This is a genomic window from Microbulbifer mixtoriginis (SeqCode), from assembly GCF_052466695.1.
Genome location: NZ_CP174285.1, coordinates 2,700,055 through 2,722,167, shown reverse-complemented (window position 1 = coordinate 2,722,167; position 22,113 = coordinate 2,700,055). Strand labels below are relative to the sequence as shown.

The following is a 22,113-nucleotide window of genomic DNA, read 5'->3' as shown; positions in this document are numbered from 1 at the left end:
CTGGCATAATCTGCCAAGTTTGTACCCACTTCCGCCCTCTTCTCTTTTGATGGTGTTTCCAAGCTGAGCGGATTGCTGTTCGGCTATTCGGTACAATAGGTTGAGTTTGCTGGATGGCCCTGAATGTTCCAATATTTTTTAAAGAAGCGCTTAAAAAAGCACGACCTAAACAATAATTTGAAGTTGGAAGCACTTGTTCGCTGCCAGTTGCTTGGTCTACACGCTTCAAGCAATACAGATCTTGGAGTGGGAAATACTAAGAAAGATAATATCGTTATATCTCTAACGTCCTTCGATAAGCGAATCCACGATTTATATTTGTGTATTGAAAGCCTCTTCCAGCAATCCCTTAAGGCTGATGCAATTGTTCTTTGGTTGTCTACCAAGAACTTTCCAAATAAGACTTTGCCCGAGACCCTTAAAAAGCAACAGCAAAGAGGGCTGCAAATATTTTTTGTTGAGGAAGATCTGGGACCCTATAAAAAATATGTTTATGCTTTTGAAAGATTTCCTGACAGCCTGATTGTTACTGTTGACGATGATGTTCTTTATCCGCCGGATATGATTGATTTACTTTATCAGGCATATGAAAAAGATCCATCTAAGATTTATTGCCACAGGGCTCATCGAATGCGTCTAGATAAAAAAGGAGCACTACTGCCTTATGGAAGTTGGGAAAGTAGCATAAAGGACACAGAGGCATCTCATTTAGTCTTTCCAACTGGCATGGGAGGAGTTATGTATCCTCCAAACTCCTTGCATAAGGATGCGTTTGACTCCGAAAAATTTATGACCCTGTGCCCAAATGCAGATGATATTTGGTTGAAGGCAATGAGTATTAAAAGCGGGACTTTAGCTGCGCGTATTTCTGATTCCCGTAGCTGGAGACATCGCTTCTTAATGATTCAGGGCTCACAAGAATATGCATTAATGAAGGAAAATCATAAGAACCGTCAGGGGAATGATTGCAAAATTAAGAAGGTCTTCTCTGAATATGACATCTATGATTTGTTGAAATAGTAAAAGATTGAATTGTCGTTGAGATTAGAAGCTAGAGTCTACCATTTATAACGAAACCCAAGCTCTAGCCCTCCTACAAAACTGTCCCCAATACTCTCCAGGCCGCTGCTGAAAAATAATTCGGTATAAATGGAACAGTGGTCCCCGCATTCCTCATAGCTAGCCCCCATTCTTAAGTCTGCATACCAAAAGTCTGGTTTTTGGTAGAGGCGGGCTCCAGAAACGACTAAGTCAGTTTCCTGGTTGAGATTTAGAGTGACTCCAGGAGTTACATAATAACCAAAGCGCTCTAGAGGTAGGGAGCCGTACATATTTCTACTTGATTTACGCTGGCTTTTGCGCTTTTCAAAAGTGGTGCCTAGGCGCAATAAAAACCCATTATTATTAATATCTCCTACTTTTACGGCGTAGGTATCTTCGAAATCCTCCGCTTCCTCAGAAGTATAAATAAGTTGTGCATGGGGGGTAATGGAATAATAATCATAGAGCTTGAAACTCCACCCTCCTTCTACAGAAAAGCCATAACCATAGCCCTCACTGCTATTACGAAGAGTACGTAGGTCTTTTGCGTCAAAGTCAAAGTCAAACCAACTTAGCTTAAACTGAGTATCCAGGTACAGGCCTTGGTAGCCATACCAGGTTAAATAGCTACTGACCCCATATGTTTTGGCATCTATATTACCATCACCAAAAAAAGATTCTACTGTATTTCTTGAATCGCCATAGTGCAAAGCCAAACTAACAATAGGTGTGGTGTCAAGAATTAATAGGTTGAGAGGAAAGTCGATACCAACCTGAAATTGATAATAAGTTTGATCCCAACTTGCCCAGGTGGTGGACTCTTTGGGAGTTGTAGTTATGTAGCGTGCGCCATTACGTAGCCATAGTCCCTTGCGATCAATAGCGGTTTCCAATGAACTGGTGTAATCGGTGTTATAGACGTCCCGATAACTGCTACCAACCCAATAACGATTGCCTACACGACTCCGCAATGTGGAGGGGATATTTAAAGAGCGCAGCACTTGCGGAAGGGTTTCATACATTACCGCAGCGGGCTGCCAGCGAATCATACCGCCTTTGGGAAGGCGACTTGAATTACTTACCGTAGAACGTAGATACCAATTACCATCCTCATTTCCAGTTTCGTCACTGTGGTGCAGGGTATAGGCGTATGCTCCACCAATAGTTGCTGGTTGCTCATCCTTGGTAATGTAGTCGCCGTTTAAAATAAAGGCATCTTCAGTAGAGTCACCCTCGATAGAAATTAGTTTTATTCCATTGTCTTGGGTGCGTGCGCCAGTGCCGTTGCGATTATAAACGGTTACATAAGTTGATCCGCTGGTATCCCCTCTGATGATTAGCTGGTCACTGCCGGCAGAACTGTCATTGAGTGCTACATCTAACCACAGGCGTCCGTTGTCGCCGCTATAGTGTCCATAATTATTTTCACTATCTTTTTGAATGATTAGAGTGTTGAATTCTTTATTCGCAAGATCGATAGTGCCGTCGTTAGCTACGTTGCCGGTAATTCTATACTCTCTGGCATCTATAAAAGTTTGGCCGCCCCATTTGATGTGTAACCCTAATGGATTGTTATCAGCATCTTGGCCGCCGCCAACATTTAAACTGCCCGTTAAAATAATTTTTGAACTACCCCAAACAACAACACGTTCCCAGTTGGTTAGTTTGTTGCCATCCACACGATAGTCTAGCTTGAAAATCAGTGTGTCAATATCCCCATCTTCTGCACTGAGATCATCACCACCATTTAAAATTGCATCACCCTCGAAAGAGTAGGAGTCAATGACTAAGGTATCTGACCCAGTGCCACCGCGTATCTCATTGCTAATTCCCTCATCCCAATGGATGTAATCATCTCCCCCGCCGGCATCCAGGTAATTAAAAATGAAGCCTCCATCCAGAGTGATTTGGTCGTTACCTTCGCCACCCCAAACATGAAAGGTGAGTCCGTCTAAAATTTGGATATTATCGTCACCAGCTCCGCCATATATCCCCCCGCCATTGAGGTAGTTACCAATGTCGCTATTGCGATTATCTAGTACGATTAGATCGTTTCCATTTCCGCCAAAGACAGAATCTTTAACTATTGCCCCTTTCACATGAATGGCATCATCGCCTTCGCCACCGAAGGCGCTATTGATAGTACCGCCATTTAAATCTAAGGTATCATTGCCGCCTAGTGCATCGACATCGGCCTCTTCTGCATCATTATCTTCGTCACAGGTTATTTGATCTGCGCCATTGGTACCCGTATTACTCGGAGTACACTGCGCGATGGCTTTCAAGGGCAAAATAATCGCTAGTGTCAATGCGGGAGAAAAAAGTAAAGCATTAATCCACTGGCGGACGAAATAGTTTGATTTATAGTTTTCCATTGAGGTGTCTGCACTAAGTTTCATTTACAGAGTTCCGCCACTCAGAACTTGGTGCCAATGCCAACATTGATGATCCAGGGGTTGTAATCAAAGTGTGCGTAGAGGCGGTCTGATCCTAACTCTGTGGGGAAGTTAACTGTGGGGTCGGTATCTGATAAGTAGTAAAGAGCCGCCAGATTAATTAACAGAGGATAACGAAATTGACGGAAATCTAGGTTGAAGTCGATTCCCCCTTGAAGAGCCCAATCCCAGGAATGCCCCATATTAAGAGACCCTGGCGCCACTGACATACCTGAGTCCATCAAATATTCATCAAATTGACGGCTGATAGAAACCGTATGGTAATCGGTATAGTTAATACCGGCGCCTAAATAGGGTCTAAAAAAATAGGATGGATCGAGAAAATACCAGTTAGCAAAGGCGAGAGTGGTTGATACCTTAAAATCCCCCAGTTGAATTTGGCTGCTGCCTGGGTTGCCAGTAAAGTTGTCGAGGGTCACATCATAGGCAGCACTGTTAATGTGCATCAGCTCGAACCCCAAGCGGTCTGAGGGGCGCCATACTCCGGAAATTTGCCAAGTTTGTGCTGTGTCTATTTCCCAGGTCGAATTATATAAGTCCCATTGTTGTAATACGCGGTATTTCAGTGAAGTTCCGGCATCATTGGGAGCAACATAACTGAGCCCGAAGCGAACTATAAATTCACCCCAGTCAATGTTGCGCCAATCTTCCTGAGCTTTAACACTGATTGTGCTTGTGGCTAAAAGGAATATAAAGAGTCTGAAAATTATTCCCTGGACTTTCATCGTTATACCTTTCTATGAAAATCGATGACGGCCGGCGTCATTTATTGTTTCCTGTTACATTTAGATAACTGGTGATTTTGGACTCACCAATAGGTATCCAAAAAGTAGCAGGATTCGGCAGGTGCAGAGGAAATTTGACGAGTATTAAATCGGGATTTTTTGGTGGAAGATTGGCTATCAGCCAAGAGGTTTAACCTGTGTGCGGAGTTAGCCAATTCAAATACTGAATTTTTCTGTGCTTTTACACTATGGATTATTGATTGGGAGATAGAGGCCAAGCGATACCGCTCTCTACCGGTACCGTCTCAAGGTTGCGGGCATACTCAAGAAATTCTGCGGCGGCAGGAGATAATGGACGGGACTTTCGCCTGGCCAGATACCAATGGGTAATAATTGGCAGTGATTCCACTTCTAAAATTGACAGGCCGGAATGGCCGCCAAATGCGAGAGTATGTTCGGAGAGAATAGATACCCCGAGCCCTGACATTACAGCGTGCTTTATCGCTTCATTACTTTCGATGGTCATGCGAATATTGAGGTCGATATGTCTCTCCTGTAGGAAACGCTCAATGGCGTGACGGGTTCCAGAGCCCTCCTCTCGCCGCAGGAAGGGACCGCTGGCAAACTCTTCAAGGGGAATTTTTTTTCTACCTGCTAACGGGTGCTTCTCCGGTGCTATGGCCAACAGTCGATTGGGCAGGAATTCCACCAATTCCAGATCAGGGTTTTTGGGAGGATGGCTGAACACATAAAAATCATCCTCATCCTCACTGGTGTAGTCGATGATCTGCTGACGATTACCCACGCGAAAGAGAATATCCAACTTTGGATGCTGCTCGTAAAATTCGCCAATCAGGTGGGGAATAAAATATTTGGCGGTAGTGACGACTGCCAGTTGTAAACGCCCTGTTTCTAGACCGCGCAGTCTGGCTAGCTTTAATTCCAGATATTCATAGCTCTTGAGGATTTCTCGGGCACTGTCCACCAGAGTCTGTCCGGCTTCAGTGAATTGCAATTGCTTGCCTACGGCGTAGTAGAGGGGCAAGCCTACGGCACCAGACAACTTGGCCAACTGCATGGACACACTGGGCTGAGTCAGGTGCAGCGCTTTTGCGGCGCCACTGATACTACGGTGTTCATATACTGTAAGTAAAACCTCCAACTGCCTGACAGTGCCGATGCGGGAGTGAGCTCTGCTGGATAACATGTTTTTTCTTATTCATAGATAAAAGATGATAGTTAGCATAATCATTATCTATTTTTATCTATTGGTCTACCTAGGGATAATGCCCCCACTTCAATCCATGGGAGGGGCCCCTGCATGCACAAGTCACAACTTTACTTTGGTACCTTGGTAGGACTGTTAGTTATGTCCATTGGATGGGTATTGGCGCTGGTTGGTATTGATGCCGCTGCACTAATGGTGGTGGGGCTGGTGGTGTTGCTTGCCAATGTGGGTTACGTGCTAATGAAGCGCGTTCCCCAGAAAATTCGACTACCCCTATCTGAACGTCGCGATCGCTCCAAGTGCGGGAAGCACTGATCATGCAGCTGGATGTTGTAGTTGGTTTCTTCATCCTTGGGGCTCTGGCACAGCTGGTACGTAGTGATTTACGCCTGCCCACCGGTCTCTACCAAAGCTGTGTGATCTTTCTGCTGCTGGCTATAGGGCTCAAGGGTGGAGCGGCGCTCAGTACTTATTCCGCTTCCACCCTGATTCCCCAATCTCTCGCAGTTTTGGCCTTTGGTGCACTGCTTCCTTTGTTGGCCTTCCCACTTCTCTATTGGATAGGCAAGTGGAGTCGTCTGGATGCAGCGGCTACTGCAGCCCACTACGGGTCGGTCAGTGTCGCCACCTATGCTGTGGCGGTGGCCCTGTTGGAGGCGAAGGACATCGAATACGAAGCCTATTTCCCCTTATTTGTGGCCTTACTGGAAGTTCCGGCTATCGTGGTGGGAATTCTCCTTGCGCGGAAGTCGATGCAGAACAGCAATAAGGGGCGCCTGGCCCATGAGTTGACCTGCAATCAGGGGGTTCTTCTCCTGCTTGGCGGGATCGCCATCGGGGCCTGGGCCGGTGAGCGTACAGCAGCAGTCATGCCTTTCTTTGGTCAGTTATTTCACGGTGTGCTGGCTCTTTTTCTGCTGGAAATGGGGAGAGTCGCGGCGGCGCGACTGGCAGATGTGCGCGGGCAGGGTGCGTTCTTGCTGAGTTTTGGTATATTTATGCCCCTGCTAGGCGGTGCAGCCGGGGGTGCCCTGGGAGCATTACTGGGGTTGTCGGCGGGAGGAATTTTCCTGCTGGCAGTACTCGGTAGCAGCGCCTCCTATATCGCGGTGCCCGCAGCTATGTCTGTGGCTCTGCCGCAGGCCAATGCCAGCGTGTCCATCACACTGTCCCTGGCGATAACGTTCCCTTTCAATGTCCTGGTGGCGATTCCCGTCTACCTGGCGTTTGTTCAACATTGGAGTTAGCCGCAAGTGAAATCACTGCCCTTTGAAAAAGTCACCATCGTTATGGGGTCGCGATCGGATTGGCCCACCATGGCCAATGCCACCAAACCCTTGAACGAGCTGGAGGTTCCTTTTGCCACTGCGGTTGTGTCCGCTCACAGAACCCCCCAGCGTCTGGTGGAATTCGCCAGTGAAGCCCACAAAAACGGCACCCAGGTGATTATTGCCGGAGCTGGTGGCTCTGCCCACCTGCCGGGAATGATTGCCGCTATGAGCCCGCTGCCAGTGATTGCCGTGCCTGTTGAAAGCCGTTTTATGACCGGAATGGATAGCCTTCTTTCCATCGTGCAGATGCCTAAAGGTATCGCCGTAGCTACCCAGGCGGTAGGTGCCTCTGGGGCTTATAACGCAGGCCTGATGGCGGCACAGATGCTCTCCCTGGGCGATGCTGAACTACAGGAGCGACTGATCGCTTGGCGCGAGCGTCAAACTGACCAGGTTCCGCTAACGGTGGAGTGAAGTCAGTGAGTGAAGTAACCAGACATATCGCTATTGTCGGCTGCGGGCAGCTGGCGCAGATGATGGCACAAGAGGGTAAGCCCCTCGGTATAACATTTAGTTTCCTGGCGGAGAAGGGCGAGGACGCGGGTTGTGTTGAAGGTCTCGGCACAATAGTCAGGCTGGATGAGGCGGGCAGTGGCGAGGATTTATTTCAGGCACTTGGTTGCCCTGAGGTGATTACCGCCGAGCGTGAGCAGGTGGATGTGGCGCTGTTGAGAGCGTTGCAACGCTTCTGTCCCGTTTACCCAGATCCCCATGTTTTTGAGAAAGCCCAACACCGCTTGAGAGAGAAGCGGGCACTTACTGAGAGTGGTCTTCCGGTTGCGCCTTTTATGCCGGCGCAGGGGCGCGATGAATTACTGAATGCCTTGGATAAGCTCGGTTATCCAGCGTTTATCAAGAGCTGTGAAAATGGCTATGACGGTAAGAACCAGTGGCGGGTGAAAGATGCAGCAGAGCTGCAGGAAGCCATAGAAGAGGCCAAAGATCTGCCCTGCGTGGTGGAAGCCTCGGTAGATTTTTCCTGTGAGGTTTCCCTGATCGGTGCCCGCTCTGTTTCAGGGGAAGTAAAGACTTACCCACTAACTGAGAACTTGCATCGCCAAGGTACGCTGTTACTCTCCAAGGCGCCTTATCAGGATGAGCAATTATTGGCCAGTGCCCGTGCCTATTTGCAAAAGCTGATGGATGACTGGGACTATGTGGGCGTACTCTCAGTGGAGTGCTTTGTCACCAGTGAAGGCTTGCTGGTGAATGAAATTGCGCCACGGGTCCACAATAGCGGTCACTGGACTTTAGTGGGTGCGGACACCAGCCAATTTGCCAATCACCTGCGTGCGATATTGGATATGCCACTGGGTGACACCGAGTGCCCACGACCCGCTGCCATGGTCAATATGCTTGGTGTGGATCGAGCGCCAACAGGCAAGAATGAGGGAGTTTGGCTCTATGGCAAGACGCTCCGTCCCGGGCGTAAGATGGGCCATGTGCTCTTAGTGGATGACAGTTCAGCAGAGTTGGCTCAGCGCTGTGAGGCGATGATTACCGATCTCTATCAGCAGTAACTGATTCACCTGGGCAGGACTACTGGCAGGACTACTGTAAGTCCCTCTTCGGATTTTTGAAACGGGGACTGGCGGTCCTGCCTCGCCACATAGGGGTGCCTACCCGATAGGCTGCTCGCGCAATCATATGCACCCCGATGGGCACAGTGAAGAGTAAAAATAGCAGCGCCGCCACTGCGCGTGCGGTTACCTGGGTATCGTGGAACATCGCGGCTACGCCCCCCAGTAACAGTCCGCAGCACAGGGTGGCAGCTTTGCCCGAAGTGCTCATGCGAGTGTAGAAATCCGGCATCCGTAACAAACCCAAAGCCGCACTAAAACCGAATAGGCTGCCCACTAGCAAAAGGGTAGCGATAAAAACCTCATCGAATACCACTGCCACCTCCCTCTTGTAATACGGTCTTTTTTCCGCTTTTCTCGATAAAGCGGGCGAAGGCGACACTCACCAGGAAGGCTACTAGCGCCAGGGCAATGGCCGCACTCAGATAGGCTGGCTCTCCCGAGGCAATCGCCAACAGGGCGCAATAGGCCACTGCAAGAATATTCAGCACATCGAGGGCTACAACCCGGTCTGCCAGTGTTGGACCGAGAAAAATTCGCATAAAACACATGGCCAGAGCCAGCAATAAAATGAGTGATGAGACATTAATGGCCGCTACGATTAGCGGCGCGTTGATATCAACGATAGTACTGTGCATCAGGAAAACGCCTCCCGCACGCGCTTCTCAAATCCCAGATGAATCTCCTCACGAAAAATATCTGGGTCATCAACGAACATAGTGTGTACCAAAAATTCAGAGTTATCCGGAGTGATTTCCAGAACTACCGTTCCCGGTGTGAGTGATATTAAATTCGCCAGTATAAAAATCTGGGTTTGATCGGTTATTTCTAGAGGTAGCCGCACTACCTGTGGACGGCTTTGTAATTTTGGTGAGAACACCTCCAAGACTGCACGTAAACTTGAAAGTACCAGTTCCTGTAGAAAAAAACTGCCTAGGCGGATTAGACGGGGTAGACGCTGAAAGTACTTGGTTCCCTCAGGGATCTTGGGCGAAACCCGCAATGCCAGATAACCGACAAAATAACCAAAACAAAAGTTTGTCAGTGTCGCATTACCGGTCAGGGCCGACCAGCTAATGGCCAATATTAAATTGAGTAAAAATACGCGCATAATCAGTGGTTCCCCGCGTATTGGGTTTCCATTCCCAGTACTGCCTCAATGTAATCACTTGGATTCAACAATTCCCCTGCCGCGGCCAGTGAGTAGTCGATTAAAGGGCCCGGTACCAGCCCGAGCACTAGAGTGATCAGGGCTAGTAATGCCACCGGCAATAGGCGCTGGTAGCGCTCCAGCTGGGGAATATTCTTTAAACTCTGACAATAGTCCTTCGGGTGGTCCTTTAAAAAAGCTTCCGCCCAAATTTTGCTCATGGAAAACAGGGTCAGGGCTCCGGTAATTAAGGCCACGGCCACAACCCAGTAAGCGTCTAGATCTAGGCTTGCCTTCAATAGCAATAGTTTGGCCCAAAAACCCGACAACGGTGGAAAACCGGCCAGGCTGAAGGCGGCGATAAAGAAAAAAACAGAAAGCAGTGGACTGGCCCGATAGAGGCCTCCAATCTGGCTTAATTCGTAACTGCCTGTCAGGCGTTTGGCAGTACCACTGATAAGAAATAAATTGGTTTTGGCGACGATATTATGAATGGTATAAAAGATCGCTCCGGCCAATGCCAGTGGCGTATCGAGTGCCAAGCCCAGTACCAAGAAGCCAATCTGGCTGATGATATGGAATGCGAGAATTTTACGAAATTCATAATGTGCAGCTGCGCCCAATACGCCGGTGAGCATGGTCAATAATGCAGTGCCCAGCAAAATAGTGTGGGGGAACTCCAGCTCACTGGGAAAAATAAGAGTGAAGGTGCGGATTAAAGCGTAAACCCCTACCTTTGTAAGTAGGCCGGCAAAAACTGCGGTCACTGTGACAGGTGGTGCATGATAAGAGGCGGGCAGCCAAAAAAATAATGGAAAAATGGCAGCTTTAATACCAAAGGCACAGATAAATAACACCGCCAGAGCAGAAACAGCAGTGGGGTTATCCACAGTGGTTAAAGAGACATGCAGCTGGGCCATGTTCAAGGTGCCTGTTAGCCCATAGGTCATGCCGATAGAGGTCAGCATTAGCAATGTGGAAACTAGATTAAGTGCTACATATTTAATTCCGCCATCCAGTTGAATACGATCTCCACCAAGCACCAGCAATGCGAAAGAGGCAATCAGCATCACCTCAAACCAGACATACAGGTTGAATAAATCTCCAGTAATAAAACTACCGCAAACTCCAGCCAGTAATAACTGGAAGAAACTATGAAAGCCCAGTTTAACCCGGTATTTCCTGATATCAGACAGGGAAAAGACCGATACACAGAATCCAACGATACCGCTAATCAGTAGCATAATGGCGCTCAGCCGATCTGCGACTAGAGTGATACCGAATGGCGCAGCCCAATCTCCCATCTGTGCCGCACGGGTGCCGCCTGTTTCCACCAAGTACAGAATGATAAAGGTCACACCGAGTAGAAGTGTGCAGCCAAAGACAGAAATAGCACCACACAGGCGCTTTCGCCCTCGCGCTGGAAAAGTGGTGAGTGCGGTAAGGATTGGTACTAGGAAGGGTAGGGCCAGTAACCAGCTCAAGGGGATTTATCCCTCTTGGGCAAAACCGGCTCGGCAATACGCATCGAATCCACATCCAGGGTGCCGAGTACTTTATAGGCCTGAGCAATCAGGGCCAGAGCAAAGGCCAGTAGGCCAAATCCAATTACAATGGCGGTAAGGATTAATGCCTGAGGCAAGGGGTTGGAAATTGGCCCAGGAGCAACTTCCATGCCTTTTGGAATTAGGGGAGGGGCGGCGCGAGTGACGCGCCCCGCGACAAATATTGCCAAGTTGGCGGCATTACTAATGAGTATCAGCCCAAAAAGATAATGTAGTAAATTTCTGGCCAACATCAGGTAGACACCGGTAGCGATCAGAATGCCAACAACGAGAGCGAGTGGACCTTCCATCTTAGTTGGACTCCTCCAGGGCAAAAATCAGGGTCAGCACAGCGCCGAGCACTGCGAAATAAACCCCGATATCAAAAATCAGTACATTGCTAATAGTGATTCCGCCAGTATTTTTACCACCGGTAATCTGCAGCCACTGTCCTGAGAATGGCGCTTCACCAGAAAAAAGGCCCAGCATTCCGGAAACTGCGGCGATGAGTACACCGCTCGAAGCCAAAGTGCTCGGGGGAATCTTTAGGGCACTCTGTGCGGACTCCATACCCCAAGCGATGGCAAATAAGGCAAATGCGGAGGCGGCGATCAACCCAGCAATAAATCCTCCTCCTGGATAATTGTGCCCACGCAGTAACATATAGATAGAGAACAAGAGAATCAGAGCTACCAGTACTCGGGTTGCGGTTTGAAGTATCAGCGAATTCATTGCTTACCTCGCCGCAATTGATGGCCGAGTAGGGTGACTGCAGCCACAGCCGCAGTGAAGACCACAATAATTTCTCCAAATGTGTCCAGTGCTCGAAAGTCCACCAAAATGACGTTGACGATATTGCGGCCATGGGCTTCCGGAACCGATGCTTTTTCAAAAAACTCGGTGGTTGGGCTCTCGAGAGGTGTCTGTAGTACCGCAAGTAAGCTGAAGGTGACCAGTAGACCTAAAACCGCGCCGAGGGTGGCATCTCGTGGGCGGAACAATACCTTTCGACCGGGATTAAATACCGGTAGGCGCGGCAGGATTGCCGCAACCAATACCAGGTAAAGGGTTTCCACTAGCAGTTGGGTGATCGCCACATCCGGTGCGCCAAGAAATAAGTAGATCAGGGCAATTCCCACTCCTAGGGCTCCCAGGGCACAGATGGCAATAAGTGGCTTGCGCGCCGAGCCCGCCATATAGGCCCCTCCCACGGTCAATAACAGGGCGGCCCATTCCTTTAGGTTGAGGCGTGGCCAAGCGTATTCCATAGGAAATTGTCCACTGCGTATCAGGGCATAAGCGAGGGCCAGGGACACAGTGACAAAAATTACTGTTAGGTAACGCCGCATAATACCGTTTTGTAGTATACGGGTTTGTAGTGCGGCAAAGGCTTTGAGTAAATCCAGAGATTTATCCCACAACTGATCGGCATTGGTGGGCGCATATTTGAAATCCCAGGCCAACCAAGCACGCATGCGTCGTAAGCCCAGATACATGGTGACTCCTAAAACAAAAGTGAGAATACTCATCAGTAGGGGAATATTAATGCCGTGCCATAACTTAAGCTTGATGGTCTCTGGGATTCCCAGAATTGCGCTCAGTGCCGGTTCTACCAAGCCGCCACCAACAAGATCTGGCGCCATACCGAAAGTAAGGCCCAAGCCACTTAAAATTAACGGACTAATCCACATGCCCAGTGGTGCTTCTTGAACATTGGATATATGTTGCGGCTTTTTTTTCCAGAACGGTTTGATCGCCACCATTCCCGCTACGGTTACCGTGACGGCATTGACAAAAACCGCCACTGTGGCAACCAGCGCCGGTTCTGAGGCCACTGCTAAAGCGCCTTCATATTTAAGCTCTTTGCCGATAAACCCTAAAAAAGGTGGAAACCCGGCCATGGAGAGAGCCGCCGCTGAAGCCGCAATCACAGTAATATGCATTGAGTGGCCGAGTCCGCCCAGTTTGTTGAGATTGCGTGTGCCGGCCTGTTTGTCGATAATGCCCACCACCATAAACAGCGCCGCTTTGTAGAAAGAGTGCACGATAAGAAAGGTAATGGCAGCGGCCACAGCCGCCGAGGCATCGGAGCCCAGGAACATGGTCAGGGTACCTAGCGCAATCAGGGTGGTATACGCCAGGGCCAACTTCAGATCGGTTTGTCGCAGCGCCGCCAAGGCCGCTACCGCTGCCGTAGCGGCACCCGTACAAGTCAAAATCCATTCCCAATACTCGGTATGTGCTAACACTGGATGCATACGCGCGAGCAAGTAAATACCAGCTTTTACCATGGTGGCGGAGTGAAGATAGGCACTTACTGGAGTAGGGGCGGCCATAGCATTGGGCAGCCAGAAATGAAAGGGCAGCTGTGCAGACTTACAAAAGGCGCCTATTAATATCAGTATTAAGATCGGTAAATAAAGAGGGCTTGCTCGTACAGTTTCACCGGTAGCTAATACCTGGACTAAATCGAAACTCTCTGCCAGAGAGGCGAGTAGTAGTAACCCAACGAGTAGGCACAACCCACCTAGTGTGGTGACCAGCAAGGCTTGTAAAGCAGAGCGACGTGCAATGGCGCTGGTGTTGTTATAGCTAATTAGTAGATAGCTGGAAATGGTTGTTATTTCCCAAAAAACAAATAGGGTAATTAAGTCTCCCGCCAGAACCAAACCCAGCATCCCCACCATAAAAAGGTAGAGGTAAAAGTAAAATCGGCGCAAATCGATGTCGCCGCGCATATAAGCGGCCGCATAGATGGTAACAAAAATTCCAATGCCACTAATTAATAGGGCAAAAAGGAAACTCAGGCCATCGACATAAAAACGCAGGTCAATTCCCAGTGCTTCAACCCAGGTAACGCCAAAGAAGAATTCCTTACCGGCTGAAATATCCGGCATATGTACCATTAAGATAATGGTGAAAATAGTCGGAAGCACAGGTGAGAGTAGGGATATCCATCTCCCTGGCGTAGCCTGATCGATTTTGCGACCTTCCGTGTCGCCCACTGCGCCCATCAATACATCCCCGATTGCCTCGATCTATTTTAGGAGGGAATTGGCAATAGAGCTGGCGCGGAATCTTAGTATCGAGATTATTATGTTGCTGTCGATTGGAATACTGTTCAATTGATACGAATCGAATTGAATGGAAATTACGACTAGCTACCTCTATATATACTTTTTAGGAAGGTTTTTGCCAAAAGTAATTGTCAATCAGCTAGTTGGAAATAATTCTTATTAGAATCGTTTAAAAACCTGGATAGGGTATCCGTCAATTACAGAATCTGAGGTATTTAGGGGCTCAAGCTAAATATCTTGGTGAATGTCGGTTTGTTCGACTAAGAAATTTATCTTACTTAGAGTCAGATGTTCTTCTTAGGGTATGAATTTGCGCCATATTGCATAAATAGAAGTAGGATAATAATTTGATGGTAGAATACCTGCTATTTAGAGGCTTCCTGGGTAGTTGAGCAAGATAAGAATTTCACTAATTTCATAAATAATATGCTTAAAGGATGCAACTATGGATCGGTCACTTAACGAACATCCTGAGCTAAAGATCCTAGATCAAGATTTATTTGAGTTGGTGCGTGGGGTGGAAATTCTTGCGGCAATTGAGCCAAAAAATTTTCGGGTGATGAAAGAAGAGTTTTTCTCGAAGAAGTTTTCCATTAATCCTCAGTTTGTATACCGTGAACAAAAAATGGACATATTTCAGCGCAAACGGCTGCTTTATGCCCTTCCAGTAGAATCCCTGCCAGATGAGGATCTGACTCAGCTATATAGCGATATCATCGAATCTTATGTCGATAAATTGGATCAGTTTCGCTCTGTGGGAACGGATGATTTTGTTTATAACTCCTTGCGTTACTTTGGAGAGCCCACAGACAAAGATGTAAATAATGCCAATTTTATTCTGCACTTGCCTGATGATTTGGAATTCAGTAATGATCGGTTTTTGAATGCAAATCAGATGATGCAGTATCTCAGTGACTTCGCTAATAAACAGGGCTACAGCTACGATATTCGCATCGACGATCATATGATTGCCAATGCTTTGGTGGCTGGTAGTACGATTAAAATCAACTCTCATGCCAATATTTCAGAGACTGAGGTCTCTGCGCTGGCTCACCACGAGCTGGGGGTTCACCTGGTCACCACTCTTAACGCCCGTAGCCAGACGCTGAAAATTCTAGAGTTGGGTTGCCCGGTCAATACAACTACTCAGGAAGGCTTGGCAATTCTGTGTGAGTACCTGGCTGGATACCTCACTCTGCCAAGACTAAAAGTATTGGCCTTGCGGGTGGTTGCGGTACAATCCATGTTACAAGAGAGGGATTTTAAACGTACTTTTATCCTGCTCAAAGAAAAATATCAGGTGGAGGAAAATCTGGCCTTTACGATTACTACCAGAGTCTATCGAGGTGGTGGCTTCACCAAGGATTATCTTTATCTACAAGGTTTTCATCAGATGTTAAATGCCATGGAAAACTGTAAGGATTTTAATAACCTTATGACCGGTAAGGTATCAGTGGAATATCTGCCTATTATTTCTCGGTTGATTGATAAAGGCTATCTGCAGGTACCACAATTTATCAGCCCTGCGATAAAAGAACCGCAGTCTATTGATCCCGTTAAACGGTTTATTGCCCATGCGATTAAATAATTTTTAGAGAATCTTACCTAGATTCAGTTGGCTGGTAGGTCAAACCACAGGGCCGTGATGCTATTCTTTATCGCTTTCAGTTGTACTTGTTTCTTGAATAAACCCAGGCCGTCCCCTGAGGCCAGTATAGATTTATCATTTACACTGGCCTCACCTTCAATGACATGTAAGTAGCCGGGCCGCTCATGGGTTTGTATTGTAATGCTTTCTCCGGTGTTTAATTGCAAACGGTATAGACTGGTATCCTGATGTATGGAGAGTGTGTTTCCGCTTCCATCGGGGGTGATAAGCGCAGTCATCTTATCCCGTTGTGGGATTGACTGCTGTTCGTAACTGGGTTTTATGCCTTGGCGATTCGGTTCAATCCAGATTTGCAAAAATTTAAGCTGCTCCGTTTGTGAGTGGTTGTATTCCGAGTGAGTGATGCCAGTTCCCGCGCTCATCCTCTGAATCTCTCCAGCGGATACGACCAAACGATTACCCTCACTGTCTCTATGTTCAATCGCACCCTGCAAAATGTAGGATATAATCTCCATATCCCGATGGCCATGAGTATCAAATCCTGCACCAGGTATAACAGTGTCATCATTGATAACACGCAGTACAGAAAACCCCATATGATTAGGGTCGTAATAATGCCCAAAAGAAAAGCTATGTCTACTATCTAGCCAGCCAAAACGGGCTCTACCACGTGCTTGTGAGGGTCTGTAATAATACATAGCCTGATCCCTATTAATAAGATTGGTTGTGATGATAGGGCTATGATAGATAATGGTTACGAAAACAAATATTGGATAAAAACGGACAAGTAATTCGCCTTAATCGAATGAATGGCCTCCAACTTAACATTCGTCTATCCCATCTTCCCATGCTAAAAAAGAGAAAGCGATAAAGAAATATGGATCTATGGAGAAGAAAAGAAGCAGGAAAAAATGAAGAATAAGCACTATTACTCAGAGGCTGGCATCTCCAGGGTTAGTAGGCGCAGTTCTCCAATAAATTCCCGAGCCACAGGTCCAAGCTTATCCTGGTCTTTGAAGTTTATATAAAAACTGGTGGAACGTGTCCCACCTTTTTTTAAGCGAAGCAGCTTCAGAGTCCCATCATTGAGTGAGTCAGCCACCAGTGGCATAGGCAGCCAGGCAAACCCCGTGCCCTGGGTGATTAAATCTAGAGATGCACGCAAACTACCTACTTTCCAGCGTTGCTCTGCTCCCAGCCAGCCGGAATCCCGGTTTGTTTGAATCGCCGAATCCCGCACAATAATCTGCCGATAGGATTTTAGATCTTCAAATGTCAACTCACGGTCAAACTGGAGTAGTGGATGTGCATTGTGAGCGACGGCCACAAATTTGATACGGCAGATTTCATCGTTGAGGCTGTCATCCATGGTAAAGGCCGAAAGGCCCAGGTCTACGAGTCCTTCCTGAATTAATTCGTTGGTACCGGATAAAACAGTATCCACAATATCAATATTGACCTGAGGGTAGTTTCCAGATACTTTCTCTAAAGCCTGGAAGACTACCTTCTGTGGAAAGGCTCCATCCACCGCAATGCGTAACTCCGATTCCACCCCTCCACTCAGGCTATCGGCAATAGCCTCAATACGAGATACCTCTTCCAGTAGGAACTTGCCACGACGCAGCATTAATCGACCAGCCTCAGTAAGTACTACCTTACGCCCCGATACTTCAAACAGCTTAACACCGAGTGCGGCTTCCAAGTTCGTTACCGCATGGTGAATACTGGATTGGCTCTTGTGAACCACCGAGGCTGCCTGATTAAAACCGCCAGCATCTACAACGGCCTTGAACATCCGCCATTGCTCAAGGGTGGTCTTTTGCATGAGTTTTCCCTCTCCTGAGAGCCATTTCAGAAAGGCTACTTTATTCCTTGACTACACAGAATGATAGTGAAAATTATAGGCGGTACTCCTGTGAAGATTTTAAAGTAATTATTTCTCCGGCTTGGTAAGGCGCTATGAAAGAGAAAAAAGTCGGTATCTCCTTGTATTGTATTTTTACACTTGTTGTTCCAGGAAGGAGATAACGAGTGAATCAGCGGTTTTGTTTTTGAATGCATCAAAGTAAGCCGGATGAGAAGCAAGATAAGCTCTGATTCGAGTATGGTATTGCTCGTGTCACTTCTGAAACAAATATAGAGAAAAGTTGAATACTCTGCTATTGATTTTGAAAAAATTTGTTGCTTTACCGTAATGGTCTTGGCTAAATCTCAACGTCTTATATTCTCTGGCATATTAATCTTTGTATTCCGTACATGGAAAATCTCGAAATTAGCTTGCTCAGTAATTAACTCTGTGAGTTGTAAACTATTGTGACGTGGTTTATCTGCAAACAGACTCACGCTTTAAGACCCCAAAGTAAAAAGGAGGCCGCGTTGCGGCCACTGTAAGGATATGTGGATAAGTGTGCAGTAACGGCTTTTTGGGCTAGGCTTAACCCCGATTGTGAGGGATGGTGTAATCGATATCCGGTCCCACTGGAACTATCTGAGTTGGATTGATCATTGTGTGACTAAAGTAGTAATGCCGCTTGATATGGTGAAAGTTCACGGTCTCTGCAACTCCGGGCCACTGGTATAGTTCGCGTACATAATTGCTGAGGTTGGGGTAATCCTCAAGGCGTTGACGATTACACTTGAAGTGTCCGTGATAGACGGAATCAAAGCGTATTAGGGTAGTAAATAACCGCCAGTCGGCCTCAGTGATTTTTTCTCCTACTAGATAGCGCTTTTGACCTAAAATACTCTCTACCCGATCTAGGGCATCAAATAAATTTGTATAGGCTTCTTTATAAGCTTCCTGAGTGGTGGCAAAACCGCTTCGGTATACGCCGTTGTTGATATTTTCGTATACTAGTTCATTGATGGTATCAATTTCTGTTTGTTTTTCCTCAGGGGAAAAGTTCTGCGTATCCCCGCTAATTTCATTAAATGCTTGATTAAACATACGGATAATTTCTGAAGATTCATTGCTGACAATACAATTTTGCAGCTTATCCCAAAGTACTGGCACAGTAACGCGACCAGTGTAATCAGCTTTATTACGTGTATATAACTGATGCAAGAACTGATAGCCAAATAGCGAATCACCACTGCTGCCCTCATCGGTATTAAAACTCCAACCATGTTCAAGCATATCCGGGCTGACTACAGAAACACTGATGTGCTCCTCCAGTTTTTTTAACTTGCGGAAAATTAAGGTTCGATGAGCCCAGGGGCAAGCCAGAGATACATATAAATGGTAACGCCCGGATTCCGCCTTAAAGCCACCTCTACCACTGGGGCCTGCGCTGCCATCACGGGTAATCCAATTGCGCAGTTGAGCAGCTTCTCGCTTAAACGATCCGCTGGAATCTTTGGTGTCATACCACTGGTCTTTCCATTGGCCGTTGACTAATAGTCCCATGTTTCTCTCCTGAATCAGTGTTTGTGCTAATCGGCCCTGAGGTAGCTAGGGCGAGATAAAAGTATGTTGGCTAAATTATCAAATGGTATTTTTACGCTTATCGATGCTTAAGCGCCCGGCGCCATGAGCGGCCAGTACCAGGAAGCCGCCAGCCATGGCCATGTTTTTAAAGAGCATCAAAAATTGCATCTGATCGGCTAAGTTATGGTGATACAAGGCCGCGGTTAGCAGGCTGAATGCCGCAAATGCCAGGGCGGTAAGGCGAACATGGAAGCCGACGATCAATGTCAGGGCTCCGCCAATCTCAAATAAGATTACCAGTGGCAGAAGGAATTCTGGCAGGCCGCCCATAGCCAAGTACTGGGCGCTGCCCTCATAGTTCTGAAGCTTATTCACTCCCGCTAGTATAAAGATTGCTGCCAGGCCGATACGCCCACTGAGGTCGGCGATGTCTGCAAACAGATTCGAGTTTGTACTTGTCTGGGATGTGGATAAAGTAGAAGTGGTCATAGGGATGGTCCTCAAAATGTGAATAAGTGGATAACACTGGGTTTTGGCTAAGTAGTCGATGTCTTTAAGGAGCAGTTTAGAGATATTTAATAGAATGAAAATTGGTATAAATAGGCTTATTCATTCTAATAAATAGAAAGAAGGGGCTGTGATGTACTGAACACCTCAGAAGTGGTAGCCGATACCCAGGGAGTAAACAAATGGGTCTATATCCACATTCACCCGAATGTGAGAGCTATCATCAGCTCCAGAGTGAAAATGGATCTTTGCCTTGGTATCAATATCCAGATACCAAATAGCCGCGTTAAACAACCAGCGGCTCTCCCTGCCAAAGGCGACATCTATACCAACCTCCCCGGCAAGTCCCCAGGAGTTGTCCAGCTTGAGTCTTGCCCGTGATTCAGCTCCGAGAACTGTCTCAAAGTAGTTCTGGGCTACACGGTTGATATGCTCGCTGAAAAAATGGGTGTAATTTACTCCAACACCAATGTATGGCTGCACCCAGGATTCTGTGCATACCGGGTACCACTGCAACGTGAGGGTAGGAGGTAGGTGTTTGATATCCCCCAGGCGAACCCTGCCCAGAGGTTCCCCGGTATTCGGGTCTGGCAGGCCACTCACCTTAAGGTCGTGCTTGAATGGCAGTGCAGCCAAAAGCTCCAGCCCCCAATGATCGGCGAATAACCAGGTGCCCGTAAAGCTCACGGAGTAACCAGTATCCACGTAAACTCGTGTATCAGGCAGTATGGTGCCATTTAGGTGCAAATTGTCGGAATCGTCGTTGGGAGCTACTGCAGCGGCGCCAACACGAACTATAAAGTCTCCTTTTTGGTAATCTGCTATTGCCAGGCAACTGGTTAATAAGGTGGCAAAGAGTGTTATTGCCAGTCTGAGCCGTATCATCTCTCACTTCCCTGAAAGTCCATCTGAGAAAGGGGGCTTTCAATGAGTGTAGCCTTAAAAAATTACTTATTTAGATATGTTTTAAAGAAGATGAATTGACTACTTCTAGTTAAGATTATTAGAGTGGGTGGGATTTTGTACAGGTGATTTAAAGAATAGATACTTATTAGATCAAATATCCGAAGTATCTATTAAATTTCAATAAATGGTGCCGGCCAAGGCGGGCACCAATAAAATCCTAGATTTACCCTACTAAATAGTAGGGTGATTATCGTACTAGTCCTAGCCAGATAACTGCTCTAGCAGATCTTTATCACTCTCGTACCAATATTCATTGCCGCGACCAAAGGTACTACTTGCGGTTGCTCTTATCGCTCGGTAGTGATCGTTCCATTTCGTGAACTGGGATTGGGCAAAAACATAAACGGCGGCAACTGACGCACCCGCAGTAGCGATAGTAATAGAATTAGTATTAGTCATAGCGGCGCCAAATGACTCCCCCATTAGTTCACCCTGTTTTTGAAGGTAATAGACACCTGACTTTTTACTTATTGTTGTCGCAAAACCAATTGCCATAGCCGTTGCTCCGATCTTTTTGATCTCTCCCCAGGAGTTGCGCCATGCCCCAGTTGTTTTAAAATTTCGTGTATTGATATTTTTATTTACATAGGTAAGACCAACGGCACTACAAAGCTTTTCAATCTTATCGGGATTTGCGCCCACTGGGTTGGAAAGAAAGATCTTCTGACCTGCCATTTTCATACGCAATCCGCGCACGATTTCTTCATCCTTCGCCGCAAAACGGCTTAAAGAGGGGGCAGTCTGCAAGATTTCCAACGCTCGCTGGAGGGTTTTGGCACCCTCACCGTGTACCAACCAGTTGACTGATTCACGGGCATCAGCGGCCTGTTGTATCAGAGAGGTCAGACCATCGACAGATGGCAATGCACCGTGCTCTCCTTTGTTAATCCAGTAGAGGGAGTAATGGTTGTCAACTTTGGTAATATCTCTGGGAAGTATCTCCGTTCCGCCATAAGCTTTTTCAATATGCTTAATTAGTATGCGGCCGGCTGAATTATTTGATCCGAATTTTCCGCTCACTGCAGCATAGTGTGCACCATTCCATTTATGTTTATGCTGCATCTTATCCAAGGGAATACTATTTGTTTTCCAGGTGTTTCCATCATGTCGAACTTTGTAAACTCCTGTTGTTTGACTTCCTGTATTAGGTTGTAAAGAATCATCATAGTGGAGTTTATGGATCAGAACATCGCCATTATCAATAAAGTATTCAATGGCCATACCATGGCGTACTAGATAGCGAATAGTTCCAGCTCCATTGACACTCTGGCTACTGCCAGTATCGGCATTTAAGCTTATTAGTGCTCGTAGCAGGGTGGCAGAATAGTAATTAGTTTGCGCTTCCTGTTTTACTTTTTCATACATCGGGTAATGGGCATTGTTGACATAAACATCACGGCCCTGTTTTGTCCCCATAGGAGCCATTTCAATTATTTTGGTCCAACCGGCACGAAATGCTGGCATAAGATCTC

General features: G+C 47.0%; 22 protein-coding genes. 6 read left to right on the top strand and 16 right to left on the bottom strand.

The annotated features are described in order from the left end of the window. Nucleotides 1-123 precede the first annotated feature (123 nt). Nucleotides 124-1,020 carry a glycosyltransferase family 2 protein gene (locus ACJJI0_RS11970; protein ID WP_444882742.1) on the top strand — a complete coding sequence of 299 codons (897 nt, stop codon included), beginning with the start codon at nucleotides 124-126 and terminating at the stop codon, nucleotides 1,018-1,020. A 38-nt stretch (nucleotides 1,021-1,058) separates the two neighbouring features. On the opposite strand, the gene ACJJI0_RS11965 is transcribed toward ACJJI0_RS11970, so the two are convergent. The 3 genes from ACJJI0_RS11965 to ACJJI0_RS11955 all read right to left on the bottom strand — a co-directional run bounded on the left by ACJJI0_RS11965 (nucleotide 1,059) and on the right by ACJJI0_RS11955 (nucleotide 5,429). Next, a complete protein-coding gene (locus tag ACJJI0_RS11965) occupies nucleotides 1,059-3,440 on the bottom strand; it encodes an autotransporter family protein (RefSeq protein ID WP_444882741.1) in 2,382 nt (793 codons plus the stop codon). A 17-nt stretch (nucleotides 3,441-3,457) separates the two neighbouring features. Next, complete coding sequence (locus ACJJI0_RS11960; RefSeq protein WP_444882740.1) at nucleotides 3,458-4,222, bottom strand: OmpW/AlkL family protein; 765 nt, start codon at nucleotides 4,220-4,222, stop codon at nucleotides 3,458-3,460. A gap of 253 nt (nucleotides 4,223-4,475) precedes the next feature. Then, on the bottom strand, nucleotides 4,476-5,429 hold the full coding sequence (locus ACJJI0_RS11955) for a LysR family transcriptional regulator (RefSeq protein ID WP_252083291.1): 954 nt from the start codon (nucleotides 5,427-5,429) through the stop codon (nucleotides 4,476-4,478). Between the two features lie 114 nt (nucleotides 5,430-5,543). Here ACJJI0_RS11955 and ACJJI0_RS11950 point away from each other — a divergent pair, with 114 nt between their 5' ends. Genes ACJJI0_RS11950 through ACJJI0_RS11935 form a run of 4 tightly spaced genes read left to right on the top strand, consistent with a single transcriptional unit; the run spans nucleotide 5,544 to nucleotide 8,301 of the window. Continuing rightward, nucleotides 5,544-5,765 carry a hypothetical protein gene (locus tag ACJJI0_RS11950; protein WP_444882739.1) on the top strand — a complete coding sequence of 74 codons (222 nt, stop codon included), beginning with the start codon at nucleotides 5,544-5,546 and terminating at the stop codon, nucleotides 5,763-5,765. Between the two features lie 2 nt (nucleotides 5,766-5,767). After that, a complete protein-coding gene (locus ACJJI0_RS11945; RefSeq protein WP_444882738.1) occupies nucleotides 5,768-6,697 on the top strand; it encodes a sodium-dependent bicarbonate transport family permease in 930 nt (309 codons plus the stop codon). 6 nt (nucleotides 6,698-6,703) lie between these two features. Continuing rightward, nucleotides 6,704-7,195 (top strand): 5-(carboxyamino)imidazole ribonucleotide mutase, encoded by a 492-nt coding sequence (purE, locus tag ACJJI0_RS11940; protein ID WP_286036982.1) that lies wholly within the window; start codon nucleotides 6,704-6,706, stop codon nucleotides 7,193-7,195. A gap of 5 nt (nucleotides 7,196-7,200) precedes the next feature. Next, the gene (locus ACJJI0_RS11935; RefSeq protein WP_444882737.1) at nucleotides 7,201-8,301 is read left to right on the top strand and encodes a 5-(carboxyamino)imidazole ribonucleotide synthase; all 1,101 of its coding nucleotides are present in this window, start codon (nucleotides 7,201-7,203) and stop codon (nucleotides 8,299-8,301) included. Nucleotides 8,302-8,332: 31 nt separating this feature from the next. Here ACJJI0_RS11935 and mnhG read toward each other — a convergent pair whose 3' ends face one another. Genes mnhG through mbhE form a run of 7 tightly spaced genes read right to left on the bottom strand, consistent with a single transcriptional unit; the run spans nucleotide 8,333 to nucleotide 14,069 of the window. After that, nucleotides 8,333-8,677 (bottom strand): monovalent cation/H(+) antiporter subunit G, encoded by a 345-nt coding sequence (gene mnhG / locus ACJJI0_RS11930; protein ID WP_444882736.1) that lies wholly within the window; start codon nucleotides 8,675-8,677, stop codon nucleotides 8,333-8,335. Next, nucleotides 8,664-8,999 (bottom strand): cation:proton antiporter, encoded by a 336-nt coding sequence (locus tag ACJJI0_RS11925; protein WP_252083286.1) that lies wholly within the window; start codon nucleotides 8,997-8,999, stop codon nucleotides 8,664-8,666. Before ACJJI0_RS11925 ends, mnhG begins: the two co-directional genes overlap by 14 nt. Beyond that, on the bottom strand, nucleotides 8,999-9,472 hold the full coding sequence (locus tag ACJJI0_RS11920) for a Na+/H+ antiporter subunit E (RefSeq protein WP_252083285.1): 474 nt from the start codon (nucleotides 9,470-9,472) through the stop codon (nucleotides 8,999-9,001). The genes ACJJI0_RS11925 and ACJJI0_RS11920 overlap by 1 nt, the downstream gene beginning before the upstream one ends. A 2-nt stretch (nucleotides 9,473-9,474) precedes the next feature. Next, nucleotides 9,475-10,995 (bottom strand): Na+/H+ antiporter subunit D, encoded by a 1,521-nt coding sequence (locus ACJJI0_RS11915; RefSeq protein WP_444882735.1) that lies wholly within the window; start codon nucleotides 10,993-10,995, stop codon nucleotides 9,475-9,477. After that, nucleotides 10,992-11,366, bottom strand: coding sequence for a Na+/H+ antiporter subunit C (locus tag ACJJI0_RS11910; protein ID WP_252083283.1), 375 nt, complete (start codon nucleotides 11,364-11,366; stop codon nucleotides 10,992-10,994). The genes ACJJI0_RS11915 and ACJJI0_RS11910 overlap by 4 nt, the downstream gene beginning before the upstream one ends. Before the next feature lies 1 nt (nucleotide 11,367). Beyond that, on the bottom strand, nucleotides 11,368-11,787 hold the full coding sequence (locus ACJJI0_RS11905; RefSeq protein WP_444882734.1) for a Na+/H+ antiporter subunit B: 420 nt from the start codon (nucleotides 11,785-11,787) through the stop codon (nucleotides 11,368-11,370). Next, nucleotides 11,784-14,069 (bottom strand): hydrogen gas-evolving membrane-bound hydrogenase subunit E, encoded by a 2,286-nt coding sequence (gene mbhE / locus ACJJI0_RS11900; RefSeq protein ID WP_444882733.1) that lies wholly within the window; start codon nucleotides 14,067-14,069, stop codon nucleotides 11,784-11,786. The genes ACJJI0_RS11905 and mbhE overlap by 4 nt, the downstream gene beginning before the upstream one ends. 508 nt (nucleotides 14,070-14,577) lie before the next feature. Between mbhE and ACJJI0_RS11895 the strand changes: the two genes are divergently transcribed. After that, nucleotides 14,578-15,720: a flavohemoglobin expression-modulating QEGLA motif protein gene (locus tag ACJJI0_RS11895; protein ID WP_444882732.1), complete on the top strand. Its 1,143-nt coding sequence runs from the start codon at nucleotides 14,578-14,580 to the stop codon at nucleotides 15,718-15,720. Between the two features lie 23 nt (nucleotides 15,721-15,743). On the opposite strand, the gene ACJJI0_RS11890 is transcribed toward ACJJI0_RS11895, so the two are convergent. From ACJJI0_RS11890 to ACJJI0_RS11865, 6 genes are all read right to left on the bottom strand, one after another. After that, nucleotides 15,744-16,439, bottom strand: a complete 696-nt coding sequence (locus ACJJI0_RS11890; RefSeq protein WP_444882731.1) for a pirin family protein — start codon at nucleotides 16,437-16,439, stop codon at nucleotides 15,744-15,746. A 230-nt stretch (nucleotides 16,440-16,669) separates the two neighbouring features. Beyond that, nucleotides 16,670-17,566 (bottom strand): LysR family transcriptional regulator, encoded by an 897-nt coding sequence (locus ACJJI0_RS11885; protein WP_444882730.1) that lies wholly within the window; start codon nucleotides 17,564-17,566, stop codon nucleotides 16,670-16,672. A gap of 609 nt (nucleotides 17,567-18,175) precedes the next feature. Further along, the gene (locus ACJJI0_RS11880) at nucleotides 18,176-19,147 is read right to left on the bottom strand and encodes a glutathione S-transferase family protein (RefSeq protein WP_444882729.1); all 972 of its coding nucleotides are present in this window, start codon (nucleotides 19,145-19,147) and stop codon (nucleotides 18,176-18,178) included. A 78-nt stretch (nucleotides 19,148-19,225) separates the two neighbouring features. Continuing rightward, the gene (locus ACJJI0_RS11875) at nucleotides 19,226-19,657 is read right to left on the bottom strand and encodes a DoxX family protein (protein WP_444882728.1); all 432 of its coding nucleotides are present in this window, start codon (nucleotides 19,655-19,657) and stop codon (nucleotides 19,226-19,228) included. Nucleotides 19,658-19,822: 165 nt separating this feature from the next. Then, complete coding sequence (locus tag ACJJI0_RS11870; protein ID WP_444882727.1) at nucleotides 19,823-20,560, bottom strand: OmpW/AlkL family protein; 738 nt, start codon at nucleotides 20,558-20,560, stop codon at nucleotides 19,823-19,825. A gap of 282 nt (nucleotides 20,561-20,842) precedes the next feature. Further along, complete coding sequence (locus ACJJI0_RS11865) at nucleotides 20,843-22,105, bottom strand: hypothetical protein (protein WP_444882726.1); 1,263 nt, start codon at nucleotides 22,103-22,105, stop codon at nucleotides 20,843-20,845. Nucleotides 22,106-22,113: the final 8 nt, after the last annotated feature.